This window comes from Halioglobus maricola (genome assembly GCF_009388985.1).
GTDB lineage: Bacteria > Pseudomonadota > Gammaproteobacteria > Pseudomonadales > Halieaceae > Halioglobus > Halioglobus maricola.
This window is the reverse complement of the sequence record NZ_CP036422.1, coordinates 2,472,293-2,498,152: the sequence shown is the minus strand read 5'-3', so window position 1 is coordinate 2,498,152 and position 25,860 is coordinate 2,472,293. Positions and strand designations below refer to the sequence as shown.

Annotated in this window: 24 protein-coding genes; 20 read left to right on the top strand and 4 right to left on the bottom strand. The window is 58.2% G+C overall.

What is annotated here, in order from left to right:
* Positions 1–24: 24 nt before the first annotated feature.
* Positions 25–2,631, bottom strand: a complete 2,607-nt coding sequence (gene ppdK / locus EY643_RS11370; protein WP_152662314.1) for a pyruvate, phosphate dikinase — start codon at positions 2,629–2,631, stop codon at positions 25–27.
* A gap of 95 nt (positions 2,632–2,726) precedes the next feature.
* The gene (locus EY643_RS11365) at positions 2,727–3,614 is read right to left on the bottom strand and encodes an LLM class flavin-dependent oxidoreductase (protein WP_240732679.1); all 888 of its coding nucleotides are present in this window, start codon (positions 3,612–3,614) and stop codon (positions 2,727–2,729) included.
* A 65-nt stretch (positions 3,615–3,679) separates the two neighbouring features.
* Between EY643_RS11365 and EY643_RS11360 the strand changes: the two genes are divergently transcribed.
* From EY643_RS11360 to rlmKL, 5 genes are read left to right on the top strand one after another with little or no spacing between them, the layout of a single operon-like run.
* The gene (locus EY643_RS11360) at positions 3,680–3,898 is read left to right on the top strand and encodes a hypothetical protein (RefSeq protein WP_205743041.1); all 219 of its coding nucleotides are present in this window, start codon (positions 3,680–3,682) and stop codon (positions 3,896–3,898) included.
* Positions 3,898–4,605, top strand: coding sequence for a hypothetical protein (locus EY643_RS11355; protein ID WP_152662312.1), 708 nt, complete (start codon positions 3,898–3,900; stop codon positions 4,603–4,605). Before EY643_RS11360 ends, EY643_RS11355 begins: the two co-directional genes overlap by 1 nt.
* Positions 4,602–5,711 carry a hypothetical protein gene (locus EY643_RS11350; protein ID WP_152662311.1) on the top strand — a complete coding sequence of 370 codons (1,110 nt, stop codon included), beginning with the start codon at positions 4,602–4,604 and terminating at the stop codon, positions 5,709–5,711. The genes EY643_RS11355 and EY643_RS11350 overlap by 4 nt, the downstream gene beginning before the upstream one ends.
* 14 nt (positions 5,712–5,725) lie before the next feature.
* Positions 5,726–6,442 carry a helix-turn-helix domain-containing protein gene (locus tag EY643_RS11345; protein ID WP_152662310.1) on the top strand — a complete coding sequence of 239 codons (717 nt, stop codon included), beginning with the start codon at positions 5,726–5,728 and terminating at the stop codon, positions 6,440–6,442.
* Between the two features lie 2 nt (positions 6,443–6,444).
* Complete coding sequence (gene rlmKL, locus EY643_RS11340; RefSeq protein WP_152662309.1) at positions 6,445–8,616, top strand: bifunctional 23S rRNA (guanine(2069)-N(7))-methyltransferase RlmK/23S rRNA (guanine(2445)-N(2))-methyltransferase RlmL; 2,172 nt, start codon at positions 6,445–6,447, stop codon at positions 8,614–8,616.
* A 317-nt stretch (positions 8,617–8,933) separates the two neighbouring features.
* Here rlmKL and EY643_RS11335 read toward each other — a convergent pair whose 3' ends face one another.
* Positions 8,934–9,959 carry an NADP-dependent oxidoreductase gene (locus EY643_RS11335; RefSeq protein ID WP_152662308.1) on the bottom strand — a complete coding sequence of 342 codons (1,026 nt, stop codon included), beginning with the start codon at positions 9,957–9,959 and terminating at the stop codon, positions 8,934–8,936.
* Positions 9,960–10,108: 149 nt separating this feature from the next.
* On the opposite strand from EY643_RS11335, the gene EY643_RS11330 reads away from it, so the two are divergent.
* Positions 10,109–10,564, top strand: a complete 456-nt coding sequence (locus tag EY643_RS11330) for a flavodoxin family protein (RefSeq protein ID WP_205743040.1) — start codon at positions 10,109–10,111, stop codon at positions 10,562–10,564.
* Positions 10,565–11,065, top strand: a complete 501-nt coding sequence (locus tag EY643_RS11325) for a PaaI family thioesterase (RefSeq protein WP_152662307.1) — start codon at positions 10,565–10,567, stop codon at positions 11,063–11,065.
* Here EY643_RS11325 and EY643_RS11320 read toward each other — a convergent pair.
* The gene (locus EY643_RS11320; RefSeq protein ID WP_152662306.1) at positions 11,040–11,948 is read right to left on the bottom strand and encodes a LysR family transcriptional regulator; all 909 of its coding nucleotides are present in this window, start codon (positions 11,946–11,948) and stop codon (positions 11,040–11,042) included. The two genes, EY643_RS11325 and EY643_RS11320, sit on opposite strands and share 26 nt — an antisense overlap.
* A gap of 109 nt (positions 11,949–12,057) precedes the next feature.
* On the opposite strand from EY643_RS11320, the gene leuC reads away from it, so the two are divergent.
* The 13 genes from leuC (at position 12,058) to EY643_RS11255 (ending at position 25,845) form a co-directional block, all read left to right on the top strand.
* Complete coding sequence (leuC, locus tag EY643_RS11315) at positions 12,058–13,476, top strand: 3-isopropylmalate dehydratase large subunit (protein ID WP_152662305.1); 1,419 nt, start codon at positions 12,058–12,060, stop codon at positions 13,474–13,476.
* Positions 13,477–13,488: 12 nt separating this feature from the next.
* The gene (leuD, locus tag EY643_RS11310; RefSeq protein ID WP_152662304.1) at positions 13,489–14,136 is read left to right on the top strand and encodes a 3-isopropylmalate dehydratase small subunit; all 648 of its coding nucleotides are present in this window, start codon (positions 13,489–13,491) and stop codon (positions 14,134–14,136) included.
* 9 nt (positions 14,137–14,145) lie between these two features.
* Entirely contained in the window at positions 14,146–15,225 is a 1,080-nt protein-coding gene (leuB, locus tag EY643_RS11305) for a 3-isopropylmalate dehydrogenase (protein WP_152662303.1), read from the top strand.
* A 19-nt stretch (positions 15,226–15,244) separates the two neighbouring features.
* Positions 15,245–16,270: an aspartate-semialdehyde dehydrogenase gene (locus EY643_RS11300; protein WP_152662302.1), complete on the top strand. Its 1,026-nt coding sequence runs from the start codon at positions 15,245–15,247 to the stop codon at positions 16,268–16,270.
* A 198-nt stretch (positions 16,271–16,468) separates the two neighbouring features.
* Positions 16,469–18,718 carry a type IV pilus assembly protein FimV gene (locus EY643_RS11295; RefSeq protein WP_170287369.1) on the top strand — a complete coding sequence of 750 codons (2,250 nt, stop codon included), beginning with the start codon at positions 16,469–16,471 and terminating at the stop codon, positions 18,716–18,718.
* Positions 18,711–19,550, top strand: a complete 840-nt coding sequence (gene truA / locus EY643_RS11290) for a tRNA pseudouridine(38-40) synthase TruA (protein ID WP_240732678.1) — start codon at positions 18,711–18,713, stop codon at positions 19,548–19,550. The genes EY643_RS11295 and truA overlap by 8 nt, the downstream gene beginning before the upstream one ends.
* Positions 19,551–19,682: 132 nt before the next feature.
* Positions 19,683–20,261 carry a phosphoribosylanthranilate isomerase gene (locus EY643_RS11285; protein ID WP_240732677.1) on the top strand — a complete coding sequence of 193 codons (579 nt, stop codon included), beginning with the start codon at positions 19,683–19,685 and terminating at the stop codon, positions 20,259–20,261.
* Positions 20,262–20,269: 8 nt separating this feature from the next.
* Positions 20,270–21,490: a tryptophan synthase subunit beta gene (gene trpB / locus EY643_RS11280; RefSeq protein ID WP_152662299.1), complete on the top strand. Its 1,221-nt coding sequence runs from the start codon at positions 20,270–20,272 to the stop codon at positions 21,488–21,490.
* 12 nt (positions 21,491–21,502) lie between these two features.
* A complete protein-coding gene (trpA, locus tag EY643_RS11275; RefSeq protein WP_152662298.1) occupies positions 21,503–22,324 on the top strand; it encodes a tryptophan synthase subunit alpha in 822 nt (273 codons plus the stop codon).
* Positions 22,325–22,374: 50 nt separating this feature from the next.
* Positions 22,375–23,331 carry an acetyl-CoA carboxylase, carboxyltransferase subunit beta gene (gene accD / locus EY643_RS11270; protein ID WP_152662297.1) on the top strand — a complete coding sequence of 319 codons (957 nt, stop codon included), beginning with the start codon at positions 22,375–22,377 and terminating at the stop codon, positions 23,329–23,331.
* Entirely contained in the window at positions 23,324–24,619 is a 1,296-nt protein-coding gene (locus tag EY643_RS11265) for a bifunctional folylpolyglutamate synthase/dihydrofolate synthase (RefSeq protein WP_170287368.1), read from the top strand. The genes accD and EY643_RS11265 overlap by 8 nt, the downstream gene beginning before the upstream one ends.
* On the top strand, positions 24,616–25,272 hold the full coding sequence (locus EY643_RS11260; RefSeq protein ID WP_152662295.1) for an SPOR domain-containing protein: 657 nt from the start codon (positions 24,616–24,618) through the stop codon (positions 25,270–25,272). The genes EY643_RS11265 and EY643_RS11260 overlap by 4 nt, the downstream gene beginning before the upstream one ends.
* Before the next feature lie 60 nt (positions 25,273–25,332).
* On the top strand, positions 25,333–25,845 hold the full coding sequence (locus EY643_RS11255) for a CvpA family protein (RefSeq protein ID WP_152662294.1): 513 nt from the start codon (positions 25,333–25,335) through the stop codon (positions 25,843–25,845).
* Positions 25,846–25,860 lie beyond the last annotated feature (15 nt).

Sequence of the window (25,860 nt, the reverse complement as noted above, 5' to 3'; positions counted from 1 at the left end):
CGGCTGAAGCCGCGCCCAACAGACTCAATCCTCTTGCGCTTTCTCCACATGTGCCTGTGCGGCGGCGATACGCGCGATGGGCACGCGGAATGGGCTACAGGAAACATAGTCCAGACCGAGGTTGTGACAGAATCGAATTGAGCGCGGGTCGCCGCCGTGCTCGCCACAGATCCCGTACTTGATGCCTTTTTTCGCTTTGCGGCTCTCTGACACGGCCAGCTCCATCAAGCGGCCTACGGCCCGTTGGTCAAGGCTGACAAAGGGGTCGTCCTCGACCAGTTTCTTTTCGATGTAGCTGGGGATGAATTTGCCCACATCATCGCGCGAGAAGCCATAGGTCATCTGAGTGAGGTCGTTGGTGCCGAAACTCATGAATTCGACTTCCGGGGCGATGCGGTCGGCACCGAGGGTGGCTCGGGGCGTTTCCATCATCGTGCCCACCTTGTAGGGAACCGATATCAGGCGATCCTTCAACACCTTCTGGATGCCCTTGTCGATGATCTCGGTGATCATGCGAATCTCACGCACGTTTACTACCAGTGGGATCATGATTTCGGGTAGCGGTTTGTAGCCAGCTTCCACGGCATCTGCCGCGGCACTCATGATCGCCTTTACCTGCATTTCGGTGATTTCGGGATACATGATCGATAGGCGGCAGCCGCGGAAACCCAGCATCGGATTGACCTCCGACATGCCCTCAGTGATCTCTCGCACTTTCTCTACTGGCTTGCCGATAGAGGTTGCAAGCGCCTGCATGTCCTCTTCGGTATGCGGCAGGAATTCGTGCAGCGGGGGGTCCAGCAGTCGAATCGTGACCGGTTTACCGTCCATGACCTTGAACAATTCGAACATGTCCTTGCGCTGAAATTCGAGCAGGTCTTTGAGGTATTTTTTGCGTTCTTTCTTGGTCTCAGACAGGATCATGGCGCGCATTTTTTCAATGCGTTCCGCTTCGAAGAACATGTGTTCGGTGCGGCACAGGCCGATGCCTTCGGCTCCGAGCTCCAGTGCCTTGGCTGCGTCTTCTGCAGTCTCCGCATTGGCACGCACTTTGAGTCGGCGGTGTTTGTCTGCCCAGGAAAGCAGGGTCTGGAAGTCGTCAGAGGACGATGCTTCAGCTTTCGGGATGTCGCCGAGCATGACTTCACCGGAGGTGCCGTCGAGAGTGATGGTGTCGCCGCGTTTCATCGCCACGCCATCTTCGGTAGTGGCGATGCCGTCGGCATAATTGATACTCAAGCTACCGCAGCCGGTGATAGCGCACACGCCCATGCCCCGGGCAACAACGGCCGCGTGAGATGTCATGCCGCCCAGCTCGGTGAGAATGCCCGCAGCGACCTTCATGCCGTGAATGTCTTCTGGCGTCGTTTCTCGACGCACCAGGATCACACTGCGGCCAGTCTTGCTAACCTCCTCAGCTTCCTCGGCGGAGAAGACAATCTGGCCGGTGGCACCGCCGGGGCTCGCTGGCAGGCCCGTGGCGACGATATCCTTCTTGGCGCTGGGATCGACCGTGGGGTGCAGGAATGCTTCCACATGGTCGGGCGACACCCGCATCAGCGCTTCGTCTTCGCTGATCAGGTTTTCGCCAACCATATCTACCGCAATTTTCACCGCTGCACGGCCTGTGCGCTTGCCGCCGCGCGTTTGCAGCATGTAGAAGCGACCCTGTTGGATCGTAAACTCCATGTCCTGCATGTCGCGATAGTGCTTCTCCAATAGCTCCTGAGTGCGGTAGAGCTCGTCGTAAACTTCGGGCATGCGCTGTTGCAAGGCGTCCACGGGCAGGGGAGTGCGAATGCCCGCGACCACGTCTTCGCCGGCGGCGTTGAACAGAACCTCACCGAAGAACTGGCGTTCACCGGTGGATGGGTTGCGGGTAAATGCCACGCCCGAACCTGAGTCTTCGCCGAAGTTCCCAAACACCATGGCCTGCACGTTGACGGCAGTACCGATGGTGTCGGAGATGTTGTTCATCTCCCGGTAGAAAATTGCGCGGGGTGTATGCCAGGACTGGAATACGGCCTCAACAGCCATCTTTAGCTGGGTGAAAGGGTCTTCCGGAAAGTCGACGATGGTTTTGTAGATAGCAATTATGGCCTGCCAGTCCTCGGCGCTCATATCGACGTCGAGTTCCTTGCCGTGCGCTTCCTTGTATTTCTCGATTTCGTGCTCGAACTTCTCGCCGGGAATGCCCATCACCACGTCGGCGAACATGGAAATAAAGCGACGGTAGGAATCGTAGGCAAAGCGAGGGTTGCCGGTTTTCTCGGCGAGACCCGCGGCGATTTCGTCGTTCAGGCCGAGATTGAGGATGGTGTTCATCATGCCAGGCATGGAAACAGGGGCGCCGGAACGAACCGAGAACAGTAGCGGGTTCTCTGGGTCGCCAAAACGAGCATCCATTTTCTTCTCAACAAGATCGAGCGCGACCCGGTATTCCTGCTCCAGCAAGCCTGGAAGCTTGTTGCCTGCCTGGAAATATTCGCGACAGGTGTCGGTGGTGATGATGAAACCGTAGGGCACGGGAAGCCCCAGAGAGGTCATTTCACAGAGGTTGGCGCCCTTGCCGCCGAGGAGTTCCCGGTCGTCTCTATTGCCTTCGTTGAACAGGTAGACTCGTTTGGCCATGAAGTATCTCGCGGTATATCTGAATGTTGGGTTTGCGGTGGCCGCACAGTATACGTCAACTCAGACCGGGAAAAAGGCCATATTTACACTGTTGCCTAGCCCCGTTTCTGCAGCAACTCGGCGAGCTTTTCGATTTCAACCAGCTCGGCGGTGGCCGGCACCAGGAATACCTCCTCGCAGCCCGCTGCCTCGGCGTTATCCAGTGCCTCCAGCACCTGGTCGCTGGAAGAGCGAGAGACTGACTCAGCCATCATCGTGGCGATTTCGGGCCCTGCGATATCCAGGTATTGGTAGACATAGTCATAGAGCTTTTGCGCGCCGTCCTCGGCCAGGGTGTACCAGAAACCGCCCAGCCGATAGGGGCGTTGCTCGCGGCCAGCGCGATCCCAGGCCGCATCAGCCAGGGCGAATGCGTTGGCCAGCTCCTCGGATTCACCGTTGCCAGACCAGGCGTACAGGCCATCGGCCCACTGGGCACAGCGTTCAATACTTTTTGGCCCGATGGCGCCGGCCAGTAGCTGCGGACCTTCCGGGCGTAAGCCCTGGGGGCCAATGGGGCCGCAACCGGGAATGACTTCGTTCCCGCGCCAGACCTCACGCATCGTCGCTACCTGTTCGTCCATGCGGCCATAGCGTCCGCGGAATGTTGCGCCGAGTGCCGCATAATCCTGTTCTCGACCGCCGTAACCCAGTGCTACACGATTCATCCTGCCACCCGAAATAAGGTCCAGAGTGGCGATTTCCCGGGCCACTTCTACGGCGCTGTGCATGGGTAGCACGTAAAGAGTAGGGCTGATCTCGACGTGCGTGGTGCAGGCCGCAGCGGCGGCCAGCAGTGCACCCATATCGCAGGTGGGGCCGTGAATTCGCTCGCCACAGGAGACGCTGTGGAAAGGACCGGAATCGACGACACGGAACCACGCGAGCAAATCGTCGCGGTTGATACCGGCTTTCATGTAGGGCAGGCACACACCAATTTTCACTGCAGTATTACTCCTGAATTGGGTTTAGGTTATGGTATCGGGCTGATGAATTCTGGAACCACATGATGAAGATCGACGGCCCCTTTTACGCCCAGCTACCCCAGGCCGCTGAAGAAGCAGAGCGACTCGCGGCGGCAGGCTATGATGGAGTGTATACGCTGGAAGGCAGTTGGGAGTCCTTCCTGCACCCCGCAATTGCCACAGAGCTTGCGCCGGGTATGGATATTGCGACCGGCATGACCATTGAATTCCCCCAACTGGCCGGGAGGGGCAGCGAAGGCTGATGTTTGCTCCGATAGTACGTACTTTTTGTCTGGTGATACTCGCCGGCTCTCTGTTGCCTGCTTGTTCCTCTGAGCCGGAGAGGATTCCAGCCACTCCGACAAGTACCCGGGCGGTGGATCTTAGTGGCGCCTGGGAAGTGGACTACAGCAAGAGTGAAACGGTGCGCGACCAGTACGATGTCGCCATGCGTGAACTGCGGCGTGAAGCGGAACGGCGCCAGCGCAATATGAAGCAGGGGCCGGGCACATTGTCGACGGGCAATACCGGCTCAGCGAGCAGCCAGGGCTTGTACACCCAGGCGCGTATGGCGGAACTGATCACGGATGTGCAGTTGCTGGAAATTACCCAGGATGAGTTTCATATCGATATAGATCGCGAGGGCAGTTTTGCCCTGTATTGCGAGTTCCACGCGGGCAAGGTCTATACCGACGAGAACGCCTTCGGGCGCGAGTCTTGCGGCTGGAACGGGCACCAGCTCGTCTTTTCTATCGGGCTTCCGGAAAAATTATCTATTTTTCACCGGCTGACCCTCGCCCCCGACGGTGAGCGTCTCAATATCGCGACGACAGTGCGCACACCGGGCTCCACTTATCCTTTCACCATCGATCGCGTATACCGCCGTTACGACCCGACGCGCTCGGGTATTCGCTGCCGCCAGACCCTGACCAAAGGGCGGGTCTGTACCACAGAGGCTCCGCAGCTATGAGCAGATATTTCGCTTTGTTTACCCTGGTTGCGCTGTGCTCGATGATGTTTCGGGTCGCGCAGGCACAAGAGCTCTTGAACCCTGTGGGTTCGGTGCCGTTAGAGACTTCACAGAGCATTGCAGATGAGGACCGGCTGGACATCGCTATCGTGGTTTTCGACGACGGTGTGCCTGAGGACGTCGCCCAGCAGAACGCCCAGGGCATCCTGCCGAAAGTACGGGCGGTTGAATCCACGTACCTGCCGGTGAACCTGCGCCGTGCCCTCGAGCAGAGTGATGCATGGGGCGTTATCCGGGTGACGCCTGAGCGCAGTGCGCTGGCCGATGTCCAGGTGCTCGCAAGGATTGAAAACGCCACCGGGCTTCGGTTGCAGCTGGCTATCGAGGTCGTCGATGCAACGGGTCGTATCTGGCTCAATCGCAGTTACCTGGATACCTCGAGCGAGGGCGATTATCCGGTGCAGAATGACGCCGATCCGTTTGCCGACATCTACCGCGCTGTAGCCAACGATATGTTGGCGGCCCGCGACGCTATGGACCCTGCCGCGCCGCGACAGATACGGCAAATTTCTTTCCTCCGCTACGCCGCTGGGCTCTCCCCGGACGCGTTTGGAGGTTATCTCGGAAGTGTGGATGGACGTTATCAGGCGCTGCGACTGCCGGCAGAAGGCGATGAAATGGTGGCGCGGGTCAAGCGGATTCGCAGCCAGGAGTACCTGTTCGTGGACTACGTTGATGAGCAGTATGTCGACCTGCAGCGGGAGATGGCGCCGGCCTATAATCTTTGGCGGCAGTACGACCGGGAGCAAACGCTTTACCGCGCAGAATACGAGCAGCGTGTCTCAGAGCGTGACTCACAAGGCCGCTACGGTAGCTTCTCTGCATTGCAGCAGGTCTACAATCAGTACAAGGTGGCGAAGACCCAACAGCAGGACATTCGCGAGCTCGCGCGAGGCTTCGACAATGAAACAGCGCCCACGGTACTGGAGTCCAGTGGGCAGGTTTACCGCCTGACCGGGAGCCTGGAACAGCAGTACAGCGATTGGCGGGGGATCTTGCAGCGGATTTTTGCGCTTGAAACAGGCCTGCCTTCTGCCGCTGAGTAAGCTATCCTTGGCGTATGGCTAAAGACGACACACACGAATCTGACGGACTCATCGACTCCCTGCGCCGGCTCACCGGCCAGGTAGCCGGTGGCACCCTGGAGCTGGCGCGGAATACCGCGACCATGACGGCCATGTTTGGCGAGACCTGGTTGCGCAATACCGTGCTCAACCAGTTTGAGCCGGAGCGCCTTGAGGCTATGGCAGACGCCGGACACTTCCTCCGTGACGCCCGCGAAACGGCTGGCCTTTCGGTCAAAGACATGGCCGAAAGCCTGGGCATCTCCGACAAAAAGGTGCTGGAAGAGGTAGAAGATGGCAAGGCCATCATGCCCCTGGAGATGATGCTGCGCAGCGCGTCCTTGCTGGCGCGGCACGATCCGATCCCGTTCCTGATCAAGTTTATGCGCACCTACAACCCCGCGTTGGAGAAAACGCTCGAGCAGTGGGGGGTGCTTACACTGCCCAAGCACTATGAGCGTGAGCGCCGTTTTACAAACCTCTATCGGCAGCACGACAGCCTTCGCGCTTTTAGTGATGAAGAGTTTGATCGTTATATCGAGTACATGGAGAGTTCGTCCAATCTCGTTCTCCAGGTGATGACCCGCGAGAAAGAAGCTAACACGCCCAAACCGAAGACCCGACGCCGGTCTACAACGGCTCGCAAAAAAGCGCCTGCAAAGGCAGCTCCCAAGCGCAAGCGCGCCGCCGCCAAGAAAACCAAAAAGGATTAAACATGACCAGTGAGTGGTTCGCCACCTGCCCCAAAGGGCTGGAGGGTTTGCTCGCCGCCGAATTACAGGCACTGGGCGCCGAAGACGCCCGTGAAACCATCGCCGGGGTGCATTTCAATGGTCCTCAGGCGATCGGCTATCGCGCTTGCCTGTGGTCTCGCCTGGCTAACCGGGTATTGCGACCGCTAGCGGGATTTGATGTAGAAGATGCCGATCAGCTTTACACGCAGCTCAGGACATTTGACTGGTCCCGGGTGTGCAGCGCGCGCAACAGTATCGCCATCGACTTTTCCGGCACCAATCGCAGTATTCGCAATACCCAGTTTGGTGCCCAGCGCTGCAAAGACGCGATCGTCGATTGGTTCAAGGACAACGGCGGTCTCCGCCCCACGGTAGATCGACGCAATCCGGATGTGCGGATCAACGTGCGCCTGACTCGCGGCAAAATTGCCGTCGCCCTCGACTATTCCGGTGCGAGCCTGCACCAGCGTGGCTATCGGCAGAAGCAGGGCGCAGCGCCGTTGAAAGAGAATCTGGCGGCTGCGATATTGCTGCGCGCGGACTGGCCAGGGGCTGCGGCACGAGGTGGGGCCCTGATAGACCCCATGTGCGGTTCGGGCACCTTGCTGCTGGAAGGCGCCATGATGGCTGCAGATATTGCACCGGGGTTGGGCCGCAAACGCTTCGGCTTCGAAAAACTGCCTGAGCACAACGATACCCAGTGGCGCGCAATAGTCGCTGACGCTCGCGGTCGGGCCGAGCGGGGCAGGCAGGCCCAGCTGCCTGAGATCCGAGGTTATGATGCCGATCCAAAAGTCATTCGTCGGGCCGAGGAGAACGTCGCCCAGCTTGGCATGGAAAAAGTCGTGCGGGTGGCGGTGAAGCCATTGGCAGAATTGAAAAAGCCCACCCATACGCCGCTGCCCTACGGTTTGCTCGTGTGCAATCCTCCCTATGGAGAGCGGCTTGGCGAGAAGAAGAGTCTCACCTACCTGTACAGCCAGCTCGGCCAGGTGATGACCACGGAGTTTGCTGATTGGGACGCGGCAATTTTTACGTCTGACCTTGAGCTTGGGCGCGCCATTGGTCTGCGCTCCCACAAGCGTTATGCACTCTACAACGGCGCTCTGGAGGCACACCTGCTGTTGTTCACGCTCAAGAACAACAACTACCGCGAGACCGCGCCTGCGCCTGTGTCGGACGCGCCCGCACCGGCTGCCGCCGCGGCGCCTGAACTGAGCGAGGGTGCCGCCATGTTCAGCAACCGCATTCGCAAGAATAAACGGCGGCTGAAGAACTGGCTCAAGCGCGAGCAAGTGCAGTGTTACCGGCTCTACGATGCCGACATGCCTGAGTATGCTGTAGCTGTCGATATTTATGGCGATCACGCCCATGTCGCTGAATACCAGGCGCCCAAGGGTATCGACCCCCAATCGGCCGACAAGCGGCTGGCGGAAGTGACGCAGGCGTTGCCCGACGCGCTGGACATGCCTGCTGACAAGATCGTTTTCAAACAACGCCAACGCCAGCGAGGAACTTCACAATACGAGAAGCAGGGTGAAGCCGGGGAGTTTCTAACGGTGCAAGAGGGCCAGGCACGCTTGTTGGTCAACCTGCGAGACTATCTTGATACCGGGCTCTTTCTCGATCACAGGCCGCTGCGCCTGCGTATTGCCGCAGAAGCCCGTGATAAGGATTTTCTCAATCTGTACTGTTACACCGGGACCGCCACGGTTCACGCAGCCCTTGGCGGCGCCAGTTCAACGACCAGCGTCGACATGTCAAAGACGTATCTGGCCTGGCTGCAACGCAATCTGGCCAACAATGGCCTCGGGGAGAGCACACATCGAGTTGAGCAGTCAGATTGTGCTGTGTGGTTGGCGGCATGCCAACGACAGTATGACCTGATCCTGCTAGACCCTCCCTCGTTCTCAAATTCAAAGCGCATGGAAGGCACGTTTGATGTTCAGCGCGACCACGTTGCTTTGGTGGACGCGGCGATGGCAGTGCTCAGACCTGGTGGCACACTGTACTTTTCCAACAACCTGCGTGGCTTCAAGCTGGACCCCGCACTGGCGGAGAAATTCAGCTGTGAAGATATCTCTGCGAAGACCCTGGATCCGGACTTCCAGCGCAATCAAAAAATCCACCGTTGCTGGATGATTCGGCACTGAAATGACACATTTATTGCAGTTCGGTTGCAAGCGTCGAATAGGAAACCAGTGAAGATTCTTGGCGTGTAACGTAAGGGACTACTTACGAGGTTAGCGTAACAATATCCACACAAGCGCGAATGGCGCTATTTTTACAGGGGTTTGCGTTTTGCAAGTGCAAAAAACCCTATAAAAAATCGCTAAGTCATTGATTCTTTGTTGGTATTACTAAGAAAGGATGTTGGGCATGCGCGCCGCTGACGGATGTCCGGCGGCGCGATGAGGGAACAAAAAACCGTACTATCCCCACAGTTATCCACAGGTAACTCTGTGGATAACTACTCCGGATCAGCCAACCGAAGCAGTTGTTTACCCTGGTTGCGACCTTCATAGAGACGCTGCAGGGTGGCGGGAATCGCTTCGAAATCCTCTTGCACGTCCTCCTGCCACGCGATCTGCCCGGTTGTGACCCAGTCGGCCAGGGCAGCCATCGCTTCGGCGGCGTGCTGCAGGTAGTCGATGACGATAAAACCCTGCATTTTGATCCGCTGCATGATCAGGCGGTTGATATTGCGGGGGCCGGGCCGGGCTTCGGCGTCGTTGTAGCTTGCGATGGCACCGCACAATACGATCCTGCCGTGCATGGCCATGTGCGCAATCGTAGTCTCGAGCATGTCGCCGCCGACGTTGTCAAAAAACAGGTCGACTCCGTCTGGGCAAAGCTCTGTCAGTCGCGTATCGAGATCCTCGTTTTTGTAGTCGATGGCAGCGTCGAGTTTGCAGGTATCAACCAACCATTGGCACTTTTCAGCCCCACCGGCGATGCCGACAACTTTGCACCCCTTGATGCGAGCGATCTGGGCGGCAACCGAGCCAGTCGCGCCGGCAGCGCCGGATACGAGCACCGTGTCACCTTCTTTCAGTTCTCCCACGTGTAGCATGCCGAAATAACCGGTGAGGCTGGTAACGCCGAACACGCTGAGCGCGAGATTGGGTGGTGTGCCGGGAGGCAACACGTTGAATGGAAAGGGTGAGTCTGGAGAGGCGATGCAGTAGTCCTGCCAGCCGACCAGACCCTGGACGAGAGTGCCTGTCGGCAGGTCCTCGTTCTCCGACGCGATCACCTGGCCAACACCGGTTGCGCGCATGACGTCGCCAAGCTCCACTGCGGGCATATAGCTGTCAGCTTCTTCCATCCACACACGCTGGGAGGCGTCGAACCCGAGCATCAGGGTTTTGACCAGAGCTTCTCCAGCGGCGAGGTCCGGTTCTGGCATAGCGGAGTCTTTGCGTTCGAAAATATCTTCGGAGATCATGCCGCTAGGGCGAGCTTTTAGCAGCCACTGGCGATTGGTGTCTGACATCGTGCGATCCTTTTTTGTTGTTTAGCGTTATTTTTGAGTATTGAAATTTGGCCGGCTATTACAGCACATTATCGCATGCGCGCCACTAACCTTATGACAGGGCGGTATACCTTGTGTTCAAATGCGGCGCAAGAAACTGGAGGGACGACGTGAAAAAACTGTGTGTTGTCTATCACAGCCAGAGCGGCTCCTGTGCCCGGCTTGCGCGAGCAGCAGCCGCGGCGGCAGCAGAGGTAGAGGGTGTCGAGGTAACGGTGCTGCGGGCGTGTGACGCGAGTACCTCCGCCGTTGTTGATACCTCTGGGTTGTTGCTGGTGGCAGCTGAAAACAGCGGTAGCATGAGTGGCGAGAGCAAGGCGTTTTTAGATCGTCTTTTTTATCCGGCGATAGGCAGGGCCCTGGTTATTCCCTATGCGCTTCTGGTTAGCGCTGGCAATGATGGGCGCGGCGCAGTGCGCCAGGCTCAGCGTATTTTGTCCGGGGTACCGTTTACTGCGGCCTGCGAGCCTGTGATCGCGCGGGGCGATGTCACCGACGAACACCTGACGCAGGCGAGAGAATTGGGGCAGGGCTTTGCCGCCGGCCTGGAAATGGGGATTTTTTGAATGAGCGATACTGGCAAAAACAATGACACGGTGGAGCAGGTGCCGGAGGGTTTCCAGCTACTGCCGGATGGACTTGGGTTCACGGACAATCTGCAGCCCTGTTATCGGCGGCTGGAGGGGAGTGAGCTCGCTTTCGGTCTCCTCGTTGACAAGCAGCACGCCAACTCCATGGGTATCTGCCACGGCGGCGCGTTGATGACGCTCGCTGATATAGCGGCCGCGTCCAGCGCGAATCTCGCACGCGGCATAATTGCAGGGGCTCCTACCGTTAATCTGACAATGGATTTCATCGGTGCTGCGAAAATGGGACAGTGGCTGCAAACGCAGTCTGAGGGCGTGACGCTAAAGCGCCGTTTCGGTTTCTCTCACGGCATCATCTTCAATAGTCGCGGTGTCGTAGCGCGCTACAACGCCACGTTCTATTTTCCCGACCATGAGGGGCTGACGCAGGATGGCCTGCCGGGGATCGGGGCGCTCAAGGGGATGTTGGACGCTGACTAGCGGTTAGATCGTCACCGCGCGCCCGGACAGCATTGATGAACGCGCGGGCTGCGCGGGACAGGCTGCGTCCCTCGTGGTAGACGAGCCCCAGGGTTCGCTCAATGTTGATTTCCTGCACCTCCAATCTGGCGAGGGTGGCATCGCGCATGCTTCGAGGCAGGATCGTCCAGCCCAGGCCAACCGAGGCCAGCATCCGGATCGTCTCCAAATAGTTCGTGGCCATGGACACCTGTAATTCCAGTTCGTGGCTGTCGAAGAGCGATTTGATGATCTGACCGGTATATGTATTGAGGCCCGGCAGAATGGCGGGATACTCGCTCATCGCCTGAAGGCTGGGGGCGTTTACCCTCGTGAGCAGGGGGTGGTCACGGGCAATCATGAAATCCAGCGGATCCTGCCACACCGGAATAGAAACCACATTGCTCTCGGCCTGTGGGGATAGCGTTACCACGGCGAGCTCAGCCTTACCCTGGTGGATCAGCTCATAGGCCTGCTCAGAATCCATGAAGTCGATGTCGATGTGTACCTGCGGATACTCGTTGCTGAACGTCGAGAGCACCGGGGGCAAGCGGTGCAGGCCGATATGGTGGCTTGTGGCCAGTCGCAGCTGGCCCTGGGTTTCGCCGGATAGATCCCGCACCGACTGCACTGCCGCCTCCAGTTGCTGCTCCACGGCCTTCGCATGGGGCAGTAGCGCCTCGCCAGCTTCAGTAAGAGTGACGTTGCGGCCAATACGATCGAACAGGGCCGCGTCGAGTTCGTCCTCCAGCAGCGCCACGCGTTTGCTGACCGCAGGCTGGGTCAGATGCAGCTTGGCGGCCGCGCCTGAAAACGAGCCCGTCTCGGCGACCAAAAGGAAGGCACGGAGGTTTTGATTGTCCACTTTGTATTCCCGGCAGGAATGGATTGAATAAAAATAATAAATTTGAGTAATTTAAATTTCAAGCCCATAATTCACGCCGTTTTCATCGACCCAAATACTGAGGTGTTCCATGGCTGGAAAGACGCTTTACGACAAACTGTGGCAGAGCCATCTGGTTGAACAGCGGGACGACGGCAGTGCGCTGATTTACATCGACCGCCAGTTGATTCATGAGGTGACTTCACCGCAGGCTTTTGAAGGCTTGCGTCTGGCGGGTCGTGAGCCCTGGCGTCGCGACGCCAACCTCGCGGTGCCCGACCACAACGTGCCTACCGAGAAGCGTGAACGCGCCGGTGGCGTCGCTGCGATTGAGGACCCTGTCTCGCGGCTGCAGGTGGCGACCCTGGACGACAACTGTGACGATTTCGATATCGTCAAGATCGATATCAACGACGTCCGCCAGGGCATTGTTCATGTGGTGGGCCCGGAGCAGGGCGCAACGCTGCCCGGCATGACGGTCGTCTGTGGCGACTCCCATACATCTACTCACGGCGCCCTTGGTGCGCTAGCACACGGCATCGGCACCTCTGAGGTCGAGCACGCGCTTGCCACGCAGACGCTTGTGCAAGTCAAGATGAAGAATATGCTGGTAGAAGTGAATGGCGCGCTCCAACCCGGCGTGACCGCCAAGGATGTTGCCCTGGCAATCATCGGCAAGATTGGAACCGCCGGCGGCACAGGCTACGCGATGGAGTTCGGTGGCCAGGTCGTGCGTGATATGAGCATGGAAGGGCGGATGACCCTGTGCAACATGTCCATCGAGGCCGGTGCCCGCATGGGTATGGTGGCGGTCGATGACGCGACCCTGGAATACGTAAAAGGTCGCCCTTTTTCACCCAAGGGTGAAATGTGGGACCTGGCTGAGGCGGCATGGCGCGATTTACACAGCGATGACGATGCTGTATTCGACGCCGTTGTCTCGCTCGCCGGTGAAGATATCAAACCCCAGGTGACCTGGGGTAACTCGCCAGAGATGGTGCTGCCCATCGATGCAGTGGTGCCTAGCCCGGCAGATGCGGACGACGCCACTCAGCGCGCCGCGATTGAACGCGCGCTGGAATACATGGGGCTGGAAGCAGGTCAGGCGATCACTGACATCAGGCCGGATCGCGTGTTTATTGGATCCTGCACAAACTCCCGGATAGAGGACTTGCGTGCGGCTGCTGAAGTCGTGAAGGGGCGTCAGAAAGCGGACAGTGTTAAGCAGGTCTTGATTGTTCCCGGTTCCGGTGAAGTGAAACAGCAGGCGGAGTCAGAGGGCCTGGACAAGATATTCCTCGATGCCGGCATGGAGTGGCGCGAGCCCGGTTGCTCGATGTGCCTGGCGATGAATGCAGACAAACTGGGGTCGGGTGAGCACTGTGCATCCACTTCCAACCGCAATTTTGAGGGCCGCCAGGGTTCCGGCGGCCGTACCCATCTGGTCAGCCCGGCGATGGCGGCAGCCGCTGCTATTGCCGGCCATTTTGTTGACGTACGCGAGCTGTAGGAGGCAATTGAAATGAGAGCATTTACAGTAGAGACCGGTCTCGCTGCACCAATGGATCGTGCGAACGTCGATACCGACCTGATTATTCCCAAGCAGTTTCTCAAGTCGATCAAGCGCTCCGGCTTCGGCAAGAATCTGTTCGACGACCTGCGTTATCTGGATGAGGGGCTGCCCGATCAGGATTGCAGCCATCGATCCGTGGACGAGTCGTTCCCGCTGAATTTCCCTCGCTACCAGGGGGCTTCCGTGCTGCTTGCTCGGGAGAATTTTGGTTGCGGCTCCAGTCGGGAGCACGCGCCATGGGCGCTGGAAGACTATGGATTTCGATGCGTCATTGCGCCGAGTTTTGCCGATATTTTTTATAACAACTGCTTCAAGAACGGCTTGCTGCCGGTGGCGCTGCCCAGCGATGTTGTAGCGCGCCTGTTTGAGGAAATGTATGCCGAGGAGGGCTACCAGCTCACCGTCGATCTGGAACAGCAAAAAGTGATGACGCCCGGGGGTGAAGAAATAGCCTTCGAAGTGGATGAGTTTCGCCGTCACTGCCTGTTGCACGGGCTCGACGATATCGGTCTGACGCTGGAAAGTGCCGATGCGATTCGCGCCTATGAAGAGCGCACCCGCCAGGCGTCGCCCTGGTTGTTTGACGTAATCAAGTAGAGAGAAAGTATGAGCAAGAAAATATTGGTCCTGCCCGGCGACTATATCGGTCCGGAAATCATGGCCGAGGCGGTCAAGGTGCTGGCGGCAGTAGACACGCAGTTCGGCCTTGGTCTGGAGCTTGAGTATGGCTTGTTGGGTGGCGCAGCCATTGACGAGACTGGCGTGCCCTTGCCTGATGAAACGCTGGAGCGCGCAGGTGCTGTAGATGCGATTTTGTTAGGCGCCGTAGGCGGCCCGAAATGGGACAATGTCGAGCGTCACTTGCGCCCGGAACGGGGTCTGCTGGGGATTCGCTCCAAGCTCGGCCTGTTCGGTAATTTGCGCCCGGCCATCCTGTACCCGCAGCTGGCAGACGCGTCCAGCCTCAAGCCCGAGATTGTTTCCGGCCTGGATATCCTGATTGTGCGCGAGCTCACCGGTGGCATTTATTTCGGTGAGCCGCGTGGTATTCGCACATTGGAGAATGGCGAGCGCGAGGGTTACAACACTTATAAGTACAGCGAATCCGAGGTGCGCCGTATTGGCCACCTGGCATTTGAGCTGGCGCGCAAGCGCAACAAGAAAGTATGTAGCGTCGATAAAGCCAATGTGCTCGAGGCGACCGTGCTGTGGCGCGAGGTAATGGAAGAGATCGCACCGGAATATCCCGACGTAGAGCTGACGCATATGTATGTGGACAACGCCTCCATGCAGCTCGTGATGCGGCCCAAGCAGTTTGATGTTGTCGTTACCGGCAATATGTTTGGCGACATTCTTTCGGACACTGCGGCAATGCTCACCGGCTCTATCGGCATGTTGCCTTCAGCGTCACTGGATAAGGATGGGCGCGGCATGTACGAGCCCTGTCACGGCACTGCGCCGGATATTGCAGGGCAGGGCAAGGCAAATCCCCTGGCCACCATCCTCTCTGCGGCCATGATGCTGCGTTACACCCTCGCCAGCCCCGAAGCAGCCGATGCTATCGAGGCGGCGGTGAGCAAGGTACTCGATCAGGGCTTGCGCACCCCGGATATTCACTCCGAGGGCACGCAACTGGTCGGAACTGTAGAAATGGGCGAGGCCGTGGTAGCGGCGCTGGCCAGCTAAGGAATACTGGAGAAAGACAATGTCAGATCAATACGATATAGCCGTGGTCGGCGCTACTGGCGCAGTGGGCGAGGCCATGATCGAAATCCTGGAGCAGCGCGACTTCCCGGTGCGCAACCTCTATGCGCTGGCGAGCAGCCGCTCCGCAGGCAAGACAATCATGTTTAAAGGCAGTTCAGTCACTGTGACCGATCTGGCTGAATTTGATTTTAGCCAGGCCCAGATCGGCCTGTTTTCTGCCGGCGGCAGTATTTCGGAAAAATACGCCCCGATTGCCGCGGCAGCTGGCTGTGTTGTGGTGGATAACACGTCTCACTTTCGCCGCGACGAGGATATCCCCCTGATCGTGCCGGAAGTGAATCTCGAGGCGCTGGCCGGCTACACCAGACGCAATATCATCGCCAACCCGAACTGCTCCACTATCCAGATGCTGGTAGCACTGAAGCCGATTTATGACGCAGTAGGTATCGAGCGTATTAATGTTTGTACCTATCAGGCTGTTTCCGGTACTGGCAAAGAGGCGATTGAGGAGCTTGCCGGGCAGACTGCGCGACTGCTTAACGGCCAGGAAGCGGAGTGTGAGGTCTATCCGAAGCAAATCGCCTTCAACGTTTTGCCCCATATCGACACCTTCCAGGACAACGGTTACACCAGGGAAGAGATGAAAATGGTGTGGGAAACCCAGAAGATCTTTGGCGATCACAGTATTCAGGTAAACCCCACCTGCGTGCGAGTGCCTGTGTTCTTTGGCCACTCCGAGGCCGTCCATATAGAAACGGTTGACGAAATCACGGCCGTGCAGGCACGTGAACTTCTCGAGAACGCGCCGGGTATCCAGGTGATGGATGAGCGGGCCGACGGCGGCTATCCCACAGCGGTAGGCGATAGCGCGGGCACCGATCCGGTGTTTGTGGGCCGTATCCGGGAAGATATCTCGCATCCTCGCGGCCTGAACCTCTGGGTGGTCGCAGACAATGTGCGCAAGGGCGCGGCCCTTAATAGTGTGCAAATTGCCGAGGCGCTGATAACAACCTACCTTGATTAATACGCCTAATTCACTGATACTCGTAGAGTAATTAGGGTTTCTAGGGTGCATGGAAGCACGGTTTCGCCGAGTTCAAAAAAGTCGAGAAAATGCTTTTTTGGTCGAGGGATTTCCAGCACGATACGCTAGTAGTCTCTGTAGGGGTCCGACCAGGGGAGGTCGGTTATTATGTGCAGGAAAATAATAAGGCGTCGGAGTATGGCTCGTAGGATCAGTGCTGTTGTTTTCTCTCTTGGGTGTCTGCATGCGAGTTCGTCGTATGCTGTGGGTCTAGGTGACCTGACGCTCGAGTCGTTTCTCAATGAGCCACTCAAGGCTCAAGTAGAAGTTCTGAACACGGATGGGCTCAACGAAGACCAAATCCGTATCCGCCTTGCGACCAAGGACGACTTCGATCGAATGGGCGTCGAGCGCGCCTATTTCCTCACAGGCATTGATTTTGATGTCCGGTTCACATCCAGTGGCCAGGCTGTCATTGTCTTGACCTCTGAAGATCCGGTTCTCGAGCCTTATCTGGACTTTATTGTCGAGGCGCGCTGGCCCTCAGGCCGTTTGCTCCGTGAATATACCGTGCTGGTCGATCCTCCGTTGTTCGACAGTTCCACTCCGGTTGTCTCTGCTTCGCAGCGCGTCGAAGATGTAGAGGGCATTCCAGCCCCGGATTCCCCCGAAAAAAAAACACAGGACCCGGCCGCAACTAGCGGAACCCGGGTAGATGTAAAGAAGAAGTCGCAGCTGGGCGCCGGTCAGATGCCCCAGCGAGATTTCAACGCAGCGGCATCTGATTCCCCCCTGAGTGGTTCCCGCTACATGATTAGCCGGGACGACACATTGTGGGAAATCGCCGACGCAGCGAAGCCGGCCGGTACATCCGTACACCAGACAATGCTCGATATTCAGCGCCTGAACCCGAATGCGTTTATCGACGGCAATATCAACCGCATCAAAGCCGGTTACATTATTTACCTGCCCACGTCCGACGACATCAGTTCACAGAATTTGTCCGAGGCGCTGGCTGAGGTCAAACAGCAAAACGAAGACTGGGAAGCGGGCCGCGCCAGCGAGCCAGTGAGTTCCGGCCCCAGCCTTCGGATTTCTGCCGATCCCGTTGAATCATCATCCGAGACTGCTGATGCAGGCTATACTCCCTCTTCTTCAGCCACAGGCGACGCATTGGCCGCCGCCGCTATGGATCAGGCGGAACTGCAGGGTGATGTCGAGGAACTCGAGCAACAGGTAGACACGCTGGAGCGTATTGTCAGCCTTAAGGACGACCAGATTGCCGCCCTGCAGCAGGCGCTGGCGGAAGCTGGCGTTGCTGCTGCCAATACCGATAGCGACGCCACTGATATGGTTGGCGACGACGATAGCTACGGCGACAGTTACACTGACGCCGACCTGGAAGCCGCCTCTGATACGGGCATCGACGAAGAAGTCGATGTTGATTCGGTAGCGGCCATTGACGAGGAACCCCAGGTAGAGGCCGCACCCGAGCCAGCACCTGTTCAGGCTGAAGCTCCTGCCAAGCCGAAACCCAAGCCTATAACACCACGGCCCGCGCCCAAGCCCGAAAGTGGCGGCATGATGAGCTACCTGCTCTATGGCCTGGGTGCATTGATTTTGGCTGCGCTTGCCTTCTTCTTCGTGAGCCGTCGCAAGGGTGATGACGAACCTGAAACAACCTCTTCTGCAGATAGCGACAAGGCTTTCGCCGCGGTTGAGCTGAAAGAGCAGCCTGTAGAGGCCCCCGCTGAGCCGGTGGTGGAAGCGCCTCCTGTCGATGAAGTAGTCGTTGCCGCGGACGAAGACGACGACAGCGGTACTCGCGGTTATGGCGAGCGCAAACACGATGGCTACGCATCAGACGTAGACGCCGGTGATGCATTGGCCGAAGCAGATATTTACATCGCTTACGGCCGCTATCCGCAGGCAATCGATTTGCTGAAGAACGCAATCACCAGTGAGCCGGCCAATACCACCTACCGCGTGAAGCTGATCGAACTCATGCTCCAGACTGGCGATCGTCCATCGGCCGAAGCACAGTTGGCTGAACTGGAAAAAATGGGTGACGCGGGCAGTGTTGATCGCGCCCGTACGATGCTCTCGGGCACCACTGAAGATATGTCCGAACCCCCTGCGGGCCTGGCTGAAGAAGTGGGTAGTTCTGAGGACGATTTTGCCGGGCTTGAGATCGAGGATTCACTCGATATCGACGATCTGGACCTCACCTCTGACTTCGATGACGATGTCATCGGCGAAGACGAAGAGGACGAAGATCTGGTTATCGCTGCCGAAGCCAACACCATGTCGACCAAGCTGGATCTCGCCCGTGCCTACATGGACATGGGTGACGAGGACGGTGCCCGCCAGATTCTGGAGGAGGTCGTGTCCGAAGGTACCGGCGAGCAAAAGACTGAAGCCAGTGAGCTGTTAGAGCGCCTTGGCTGATGCATTTCCCCGCCTGTCGGCAGACCCTCTGCCGGCAGGCACTCGTATAGCCTGCCGCATTGAATACAACGGCAGCGGCTATAACGGCTGGCAGAGCCAGCCTCATCTGGACGTCACCACTGTACAACAGGAACTCGAACGCGGCTTGAGCAGCGTTGCGGGTGCGCCTGTGCGCGTGCACTGTGCCGGGCGTACCGACACAGGCGTGCACGGCCACTGTCAGATCGTGCATTTCGATACGCCGGCGCAGCGGCCGCCTAAATCCTGGGTGCTGGGCGCAAACGCCAGTATGGACCCCAGCGTTCGGGTGCATTGGGCTGTGCCCGTGGACGAAGACTTCCACGCACGGTTTTCCGCCACGGCGCGGCGCTACAGGTATGTCATCGCCAATGCGCTCGTTCGTCCGGCTCTGCTGCCGGGGCAGCTTAGTTGGCAGCGGCGCCCACTGGATGCCGCGCTGATGCACGCCGAAGCGCAGGCATTGCTGGGGGAGAGGGACTTTTCGGCCTTTCGGGCCGCCGCCTGCCAGTCACCCACCCCGATGCGGAACATGCACGACATTTCTGTTACGCGGCGCGGGCAGTTGGTAGTGATTGACCTGCAGGCCAACGCTTTCCTGCATCATATGGTCCGCAACATCGCCGGCTCGCTGATGGCGGTGGGCAGTGGCAGACAACCGGCAGGTTGGATGGCTGAACTCATGCTGGAGCGGGACAGGAGTCGCGCCGCAGAGACTGCACCACCCGACGGTCTATATCTTGTCGACGTAAGCTACCCGGCAAAATTCGGCCTGCCAGCCACGCCATATGGGCCCCTCATTCTCGGCGACTAGTACAGCGCTTTTACAGACAGGCCGCGGGCCATCTGCTATGATGCCGGCCTGTTTTTTTTCCGGTGTTCTGGTCCTGTTTTGTCTCGTACGCGTATCAAAATCTGTGGTATCACTCGACCAGAGGATGCGCGCGTGGCTGTTGCGTGCGGCGCTGACGCCCTGGGCCTGGTTTTCTATGCCAAAAGCCCGCGCGCAGTGACGATAGAGCAGGCTCAGGCGGTGGCTGGAGTCGTTCCTCCTTTTGTGACACTGGTAGGGCTTTTTGTCGATCATGAGGCCGATTTTGTCGCGCAATGTGCGGCACAATTACCCCTTGGTTTACTGCAATTCCACGGCGACGAGCCTGCCTCGTTTTGTCGACAGTTCGATCGCCCCTGGCTCAAAGCTCTGCGCGTTCGTCCTGATACCGATATTGCTGCCTACTGTAACGCCTACCAGGGCGCGCGCGGTGTCCTTTTGGACGCCTGGAAGGAAGGTGTGCCGGGTGGTACCGGTGAAAGTTTTGATTGGGACCAGGTGGTTTCCGGGCTCTCGCTACCTGTTGTACTGGCAGGCGGCTTGCGGCCGGACAATGTCGGTGCGGCAATTGCCGCAGCGAGTCCCTTCGCTGTCGATGTGAGCGGCGGGGTGGAAGAGCAACCAGGCATCAAGGACCCGGTCAAGATTCGAGAGTTTATCGCAGCGGTGAGCGCTGCTGATGATGTTAAGTAAAAACCTGAATGAGTAATGATGCTGTTATGAATGACTTTGCCTCGGTACCGGACGGTGATGGCCGCTTCGGCATTTACGGCGGCAAGTTCGTTGCCGAAACCTTGATGTCGGCATTGGACGAGCTCGAAAACCTCTACAACAAGCTGAAAGACGATCCGGAATTCGTCGCTGAGCTTGATGCTGACCTGGCGCACTATGTAGGCCGCCCGTCGCCACTTTATGAAGCCAGCCGCCTGTCGGACAAGATCGGCGGAGCCCGGATCTGGCTCAAACGCGAAGACCTGAATCACACGGGCGCGCACAAAGTGAACAACACCGTTGGCCAGGCGCTGCTCGCCAAGCACATGGGCAAAAAACGCGTGATCGCCGAAACCGGTGCCGGCCAGCATGGCGTAGCCACCGCGACGATCGCGGCTCGCCTCGGGCTGGAGTGTCAGGTGTTTATGGGCGAAGAAGACGTCCGGCGTCAGGCCTTGAATGTCTATCGCATGAAGCTGTTGGGTGCAGAAGTGATCCCTGTGACCTCAGGTTCTCGCACGCTCAAGGACGCCATGAACGAGGCGATGCGCGACTGGGTGACCTATGTCGATGACACGTTTTATATCATCGGCACCGTGGCGGGACCTCATCCCTACCCAATGCTGGTGCGGGACTTCCAGTGTGTGATTGGCCGCGAGGCTCGCGCCCAGTCCCTTAATCAGATTGGTCGTTTGCCAGACGCCCTTGTGGCCTGCGTCGGTGGCGGGTCCAATGCCATTGGCTTGTTCCATCCCTTCCTCGAGGACAAAGACGTGGCGATGTACGGGGTAGAGGCGGGCGGTCATGGCGTTTCTACATCCCAGCATGCAGCGCCGTTGACAGCGGGTACTCCCGGAGTACTGCACGGCAACCGCACCTATCTGATGCAGGATGCCGATGGCCAGATCATGCATACGCATTCCGTCTCAGCGGGCCTGGATTACCCAGGTGTTGGCCCTGAGCATTCCTGGCTCAAGGATATCGGCCGCGTAGAGTATGTGGTTGCAGATGACGACGAGGCGTTGAAGGCATTCCACTCCCTGACACGCGTAGAGGGCATCATGCCAGCGCTGGAAAGCAGCCACGCCCTTGCATACGCTGAGCGGCTCGCGGCCGAGTTGGGGCCGGACAAAAATATCGTAGTTAACCTGTCAGGCCGTGGTGACAAGGATATACACACAGTCGCCGAGATCGACGGCCTAGAGTTTTAAGGAGATTTTGTAGTGAGTCGTATAGCCGGTTGCTTTGAGCAACTCGTCGAACAGGGCCGCAAGGCGGTCATCCCCTATATTGTAGTGGGTGACCCCAGCCTCGAAATCACCGTTGATTTGATGCATGAATTGGTCAGCAGTGGTGCAGATATCATCGAACTGGGCGTGCCTTTTTCCGACCCCATGTCAGAGGGGCCGGTGATTCAGCTGGCTCATGAGCGTGCCCTGGCCAATGGCGCAAGCCTTCGCCATGCCCTGGATACCGTGCGCGCGTTTCGAGAGAAAAACCAGACGACACCGGTGTTGCTGATGGGTTATGCCAATCCCGTAGAGCATATGGGCTATGCGAAATTCGCAGACGCCGCTGCTGAGGCTGGGCTGGATGCCCTGCTTACGGTAGACATTCCCCCGGAAGAAGTCGCGCCGGTCAACGCTGAACTGCAGCGCGTCGGTATGGACAATATTTTTCTGGTCGCGCCGACCACTCCGGATGAGCGCCTGCATCGGATCGTCGATCAGGCCAGTGGCTTTGTGTACTACGTGTCCTTGAAGGGTGTGACCGGGGCAGGCCACCTGGACATCGACAATGTAGCGCACCATGTCAGCCGTATCCGCGAGAATACCCAACTGCCGGTGGCTGTAGGGTTCGGTATCAAGGATGCTGAAAGCGCGGCGGCGGTAGCCGGCGTGGCAGATGGGGTGGTAGTGGGCAGCGCGTTGATTAACGCGATGGCCGCGGCTATCGAGGGTGGTGCTGATCATACCGCCGCAGGCAAGGTGGCAGCGGGGCTGCTGGCAGAAATTCGCCGGGGCGTGGACAGCGTCACTTCCTAGTGAGCCGTCGGCCCGTATATAATGCGGTCTAAATCGCGTTGGGGAATAGCATGAGCTGGATTGATAAAATTCTGCCGTCCGGGGTCAGCAAGGGAGAGGGGCGTAAGCGTTCCAGTGTCCCAGAGGGTCTGTGGAAAAAGTGCGTCAAATGTGACGCGGTTCTTTACCGCCCGGATGTAGAGCGCAATAACGATGTTTGCCCGAAATGCGATCACCATATGCGCATTGGCGCCCGCCGTCGCCTCGATATATTCCTCGATGAGGGCGACCGAGAGGAAATTCTGGTCGATATAGAGCCTGTCGACAGGCTCAAATTCAAAGACAAGAAACGCTATCGCGACCGCCTGACTGCGGCCCAGAAATCCACGGGCGAAAAAGATGCACTCGTGGCGATGCGGGGCAATCTGTATACCATGCCCGTAGTGGCTATCGCCTTCGAATTCAATTTCCACGGTGGCTCTATGGGTTATGCGGTGGGTGAAAAATTCACCCGTGCTGCCCAGGTAGCGCTGGATGAAGGCATCCCGCTGGTGTGTTTTGCAGCGTCAGGTGGCGCCCGCATGCAGGAAGCCCTGATCTCCCTGATGCAGATGGCCAAGACCAGTGCTGTCATCGAGCGTATGAAGTTGGCTGGCGTGCCCTATATCTCGGTGATGACCGACCCTATCTACGGTGGCGTTTCCGCTTCTCTTGCGCTGCTTGGCGATATCAATGTGGCCGAGCCAGATGCACGAGCGGGTTTTGCCGGCCCCAATATTATCGAGCAGACCATTCGTCAGAAATTGCCGAAAGGGTTTCAACGCAGCGAGTTCCTGCTTGAGCACGGTGCGATCGATATGATTATTCACCGCACCGAGATGAGGAGCACACTTGCTCGCTTGCTGGCCAAGTTGGGCAATGTCGATCTCGAGACGCCCATCGAGGCAGAGCCGATTGAGCTCGAGGGTGGCCCTGAAGGGGAGCCCGCCGAACCGCCAGCCGAGGTCGCCGAACCGGCAGATGAATAAACCTGCGCTGGAGGATTGGCTCCAGCATCTCGAGAACTTGCACCCGCAAGAAATGGAACTGGGCCTTGAGCGCGTGCGTTCGGTCGCAGTCGACTTGGCACTCCTGCCGCCCCCCTGTCCCGTCATCACCGTCGCCGGCACCAATGGCAAGGGATCGACGGTGGCGGTGCTGGAATCCTTGCTACACCGCGCCGGCAAGCGAGCAGGGTGTTTCACATCCCCCCATTTCCTGCGGTTTAATGAACGTATTCGGGTGGCCGGCCAGGAGGCTTCCGATCAAGAGATCTGCGCCGCTTTCAGCGCCATCGAAGCCGCTCGTGGCGACACTTCACTGACCTATTTCGAATTCGCCACCCTGGCGGCACTGCTGGTTTTTCGCGACCGCGATGTTGATGTGGCTGTGCTGGAGGTGGGGCTTGGCGGCCGGCTCGATTCGAGCAATATAGTCGACCCCTCGGTGGCAGTGATTACCAGTATCGACCTGGATCATCAGGCCTGGCTGGGAGATGACCGCAATACGATTGCTCGAGAGAAAGCCGGCATTATGCGCCCAGGGACCCCGGTGGTTATCGCGGACCTGGATCCACCACCGGCTCTGCAAGCCTGCGCCGAGGCGCTCGGTGCAGCGCCGGTGATGCTGGCCGGGCGTGAGTTCAGCTGGCGTGAGGAAGCCGATAAATGGTCGGGCCAGATCTGCGGCACTGATGGCAAGCTGCACGACGTGTCTGGTAGCGCCAATGGATTGCTGCCGGCCAATATCTGTGCCGCGCTGCAGGCGGCCAGCAGCCTCGGGATCGAATGGAGCCCCGCCCAGTTGCAGGACATACTGGCTGATGTTCGGGTTGTTGGCAGGCGCCAATGGGTTGAGTTGGATGGGCGACGCTATCTGCTGGATGTGGCGCACAATCCCGCCGCTATTCACAAGATGCTGGAAATAGTTGACGCAAGTGCTTGTAATGGAAAGGTTATTGCTCTATTTTCCGCAATGAAAGACAAGCCGGTAGCAGAGATGGTGGCCCTGTGTGGTGAGCGCTTTGACGCCTGGTTTGTTGCCGAGCAGCCTGACAATATTCGGGCAGCGGGCGCCGCAGACCTGGCGGATGCCTTGCGCCACGCTGGCCAGACCCGAATAAGTGAGAGCAAGAACCTGCGCCAGGCCTTTCGGCGCGCCCAGGCATTGATGGCCGAAGGCGATATGCTGATAGTGTTTGGCTCATTTTTTACTGTGGCTGCGGTCGTGCCACTGTTGGAAAAGGATCGCAACAAAAGCGAAGCCCCTAAACGATGAATGACGTACTAAAACAACGCCTTGTAGGTGCACTGATTCTGGTGGCGCTGGGAATCGTTTTCTGGCCCATTATTTTTGTCGATTCGGGACAGGGTGAGCGCCGTGATGAAGTGCGCATTCCACCTCAGCCGCAAGTCGATACCACCCCGGTTGAACCCCCCGATATGGCCGGTTTAAGGCCCTCCGCCGAGACCGAGCGCGATCTTGAACCCGAGCCGGTGTCCGAAACCGAGTTTTTGACCCTCGCCCCGGAAGCCCCCCTGCCGACAACGGTCGCGCTGCCGGCGCCCGAGGCTAAACCAGACCCGAAGCCAGAGCCTAAGCCCGCGCCTAAACCTGAGCCGAAATCCGAGGAAACGAAAAAAACCCGCTCCGAACCCCCGGTCAAACCGGGATTGGACGCAGACGGGCTGCCCATATCCTGGATTTTGCGCGTCGCTAGCCTCAGCAATGCCACCCGTGCCGAAGAGCTCCGCGCTGAACTGGTCGGCATGGGCCACAAAGCCTACGTCAAGAAAGTGCCCAGCGGCGGCAAGACGTTTTATCGAATTTATATTGGCCCCAAGGTTGAAAAAGCCGGACTTGAACGCATACAGAGCCAGATCGACACTAAATTTGGCGTCACCACCATGATCACGCGGTATTATCCTTGAGGGTTTTACCTCCTCACGGCCGCACTGCTTTGTTAGAATGCGCCGCTTGAGAGGGTAGTGATGATAGATCTGGCGCAGTTCAATCACGTCGACTGGCTGATTATCGTTGTTTTGACGATCTCGACGGTGCTGAGCCTGTGGCGCGGTTTCGTGCGCGAAGCCCTGTCGCTGTTGGCCTGGGTGGCGGCATTTGTCGTCGCTCACGGCTTCGTCGATCAGTTGGCTGTGCAGTTGAGCGGTGCGATAGCGCACTCAACGGGCCGTTATATTGTGGCCTACGCGATTTTATTCGTCTCTACCCTGGTGCTGTTCAACCTGGTGATCTACCTCGCTAGCAAGCTCGTTGAGGTCGCAGGGTTGTCCGTACTGGACAGGGTGCTTGGCACGGTATTTGGCTTTGCCCGGGGTGTCATCATCATCCTCGTGCTGGCCTACGTGGTGCAGCAGCTGTTGCCACCCGAGGATCAACAGTGGGTACAACAGTCGGTGCTGATGCCCCATCTGAATATGCTTGCGGACTGGGTCCAGGCGGTATTCGCCAATGATAGCCCTGTTTTGCAGACAACAACCTGAGAAGTGAGGAAAGCG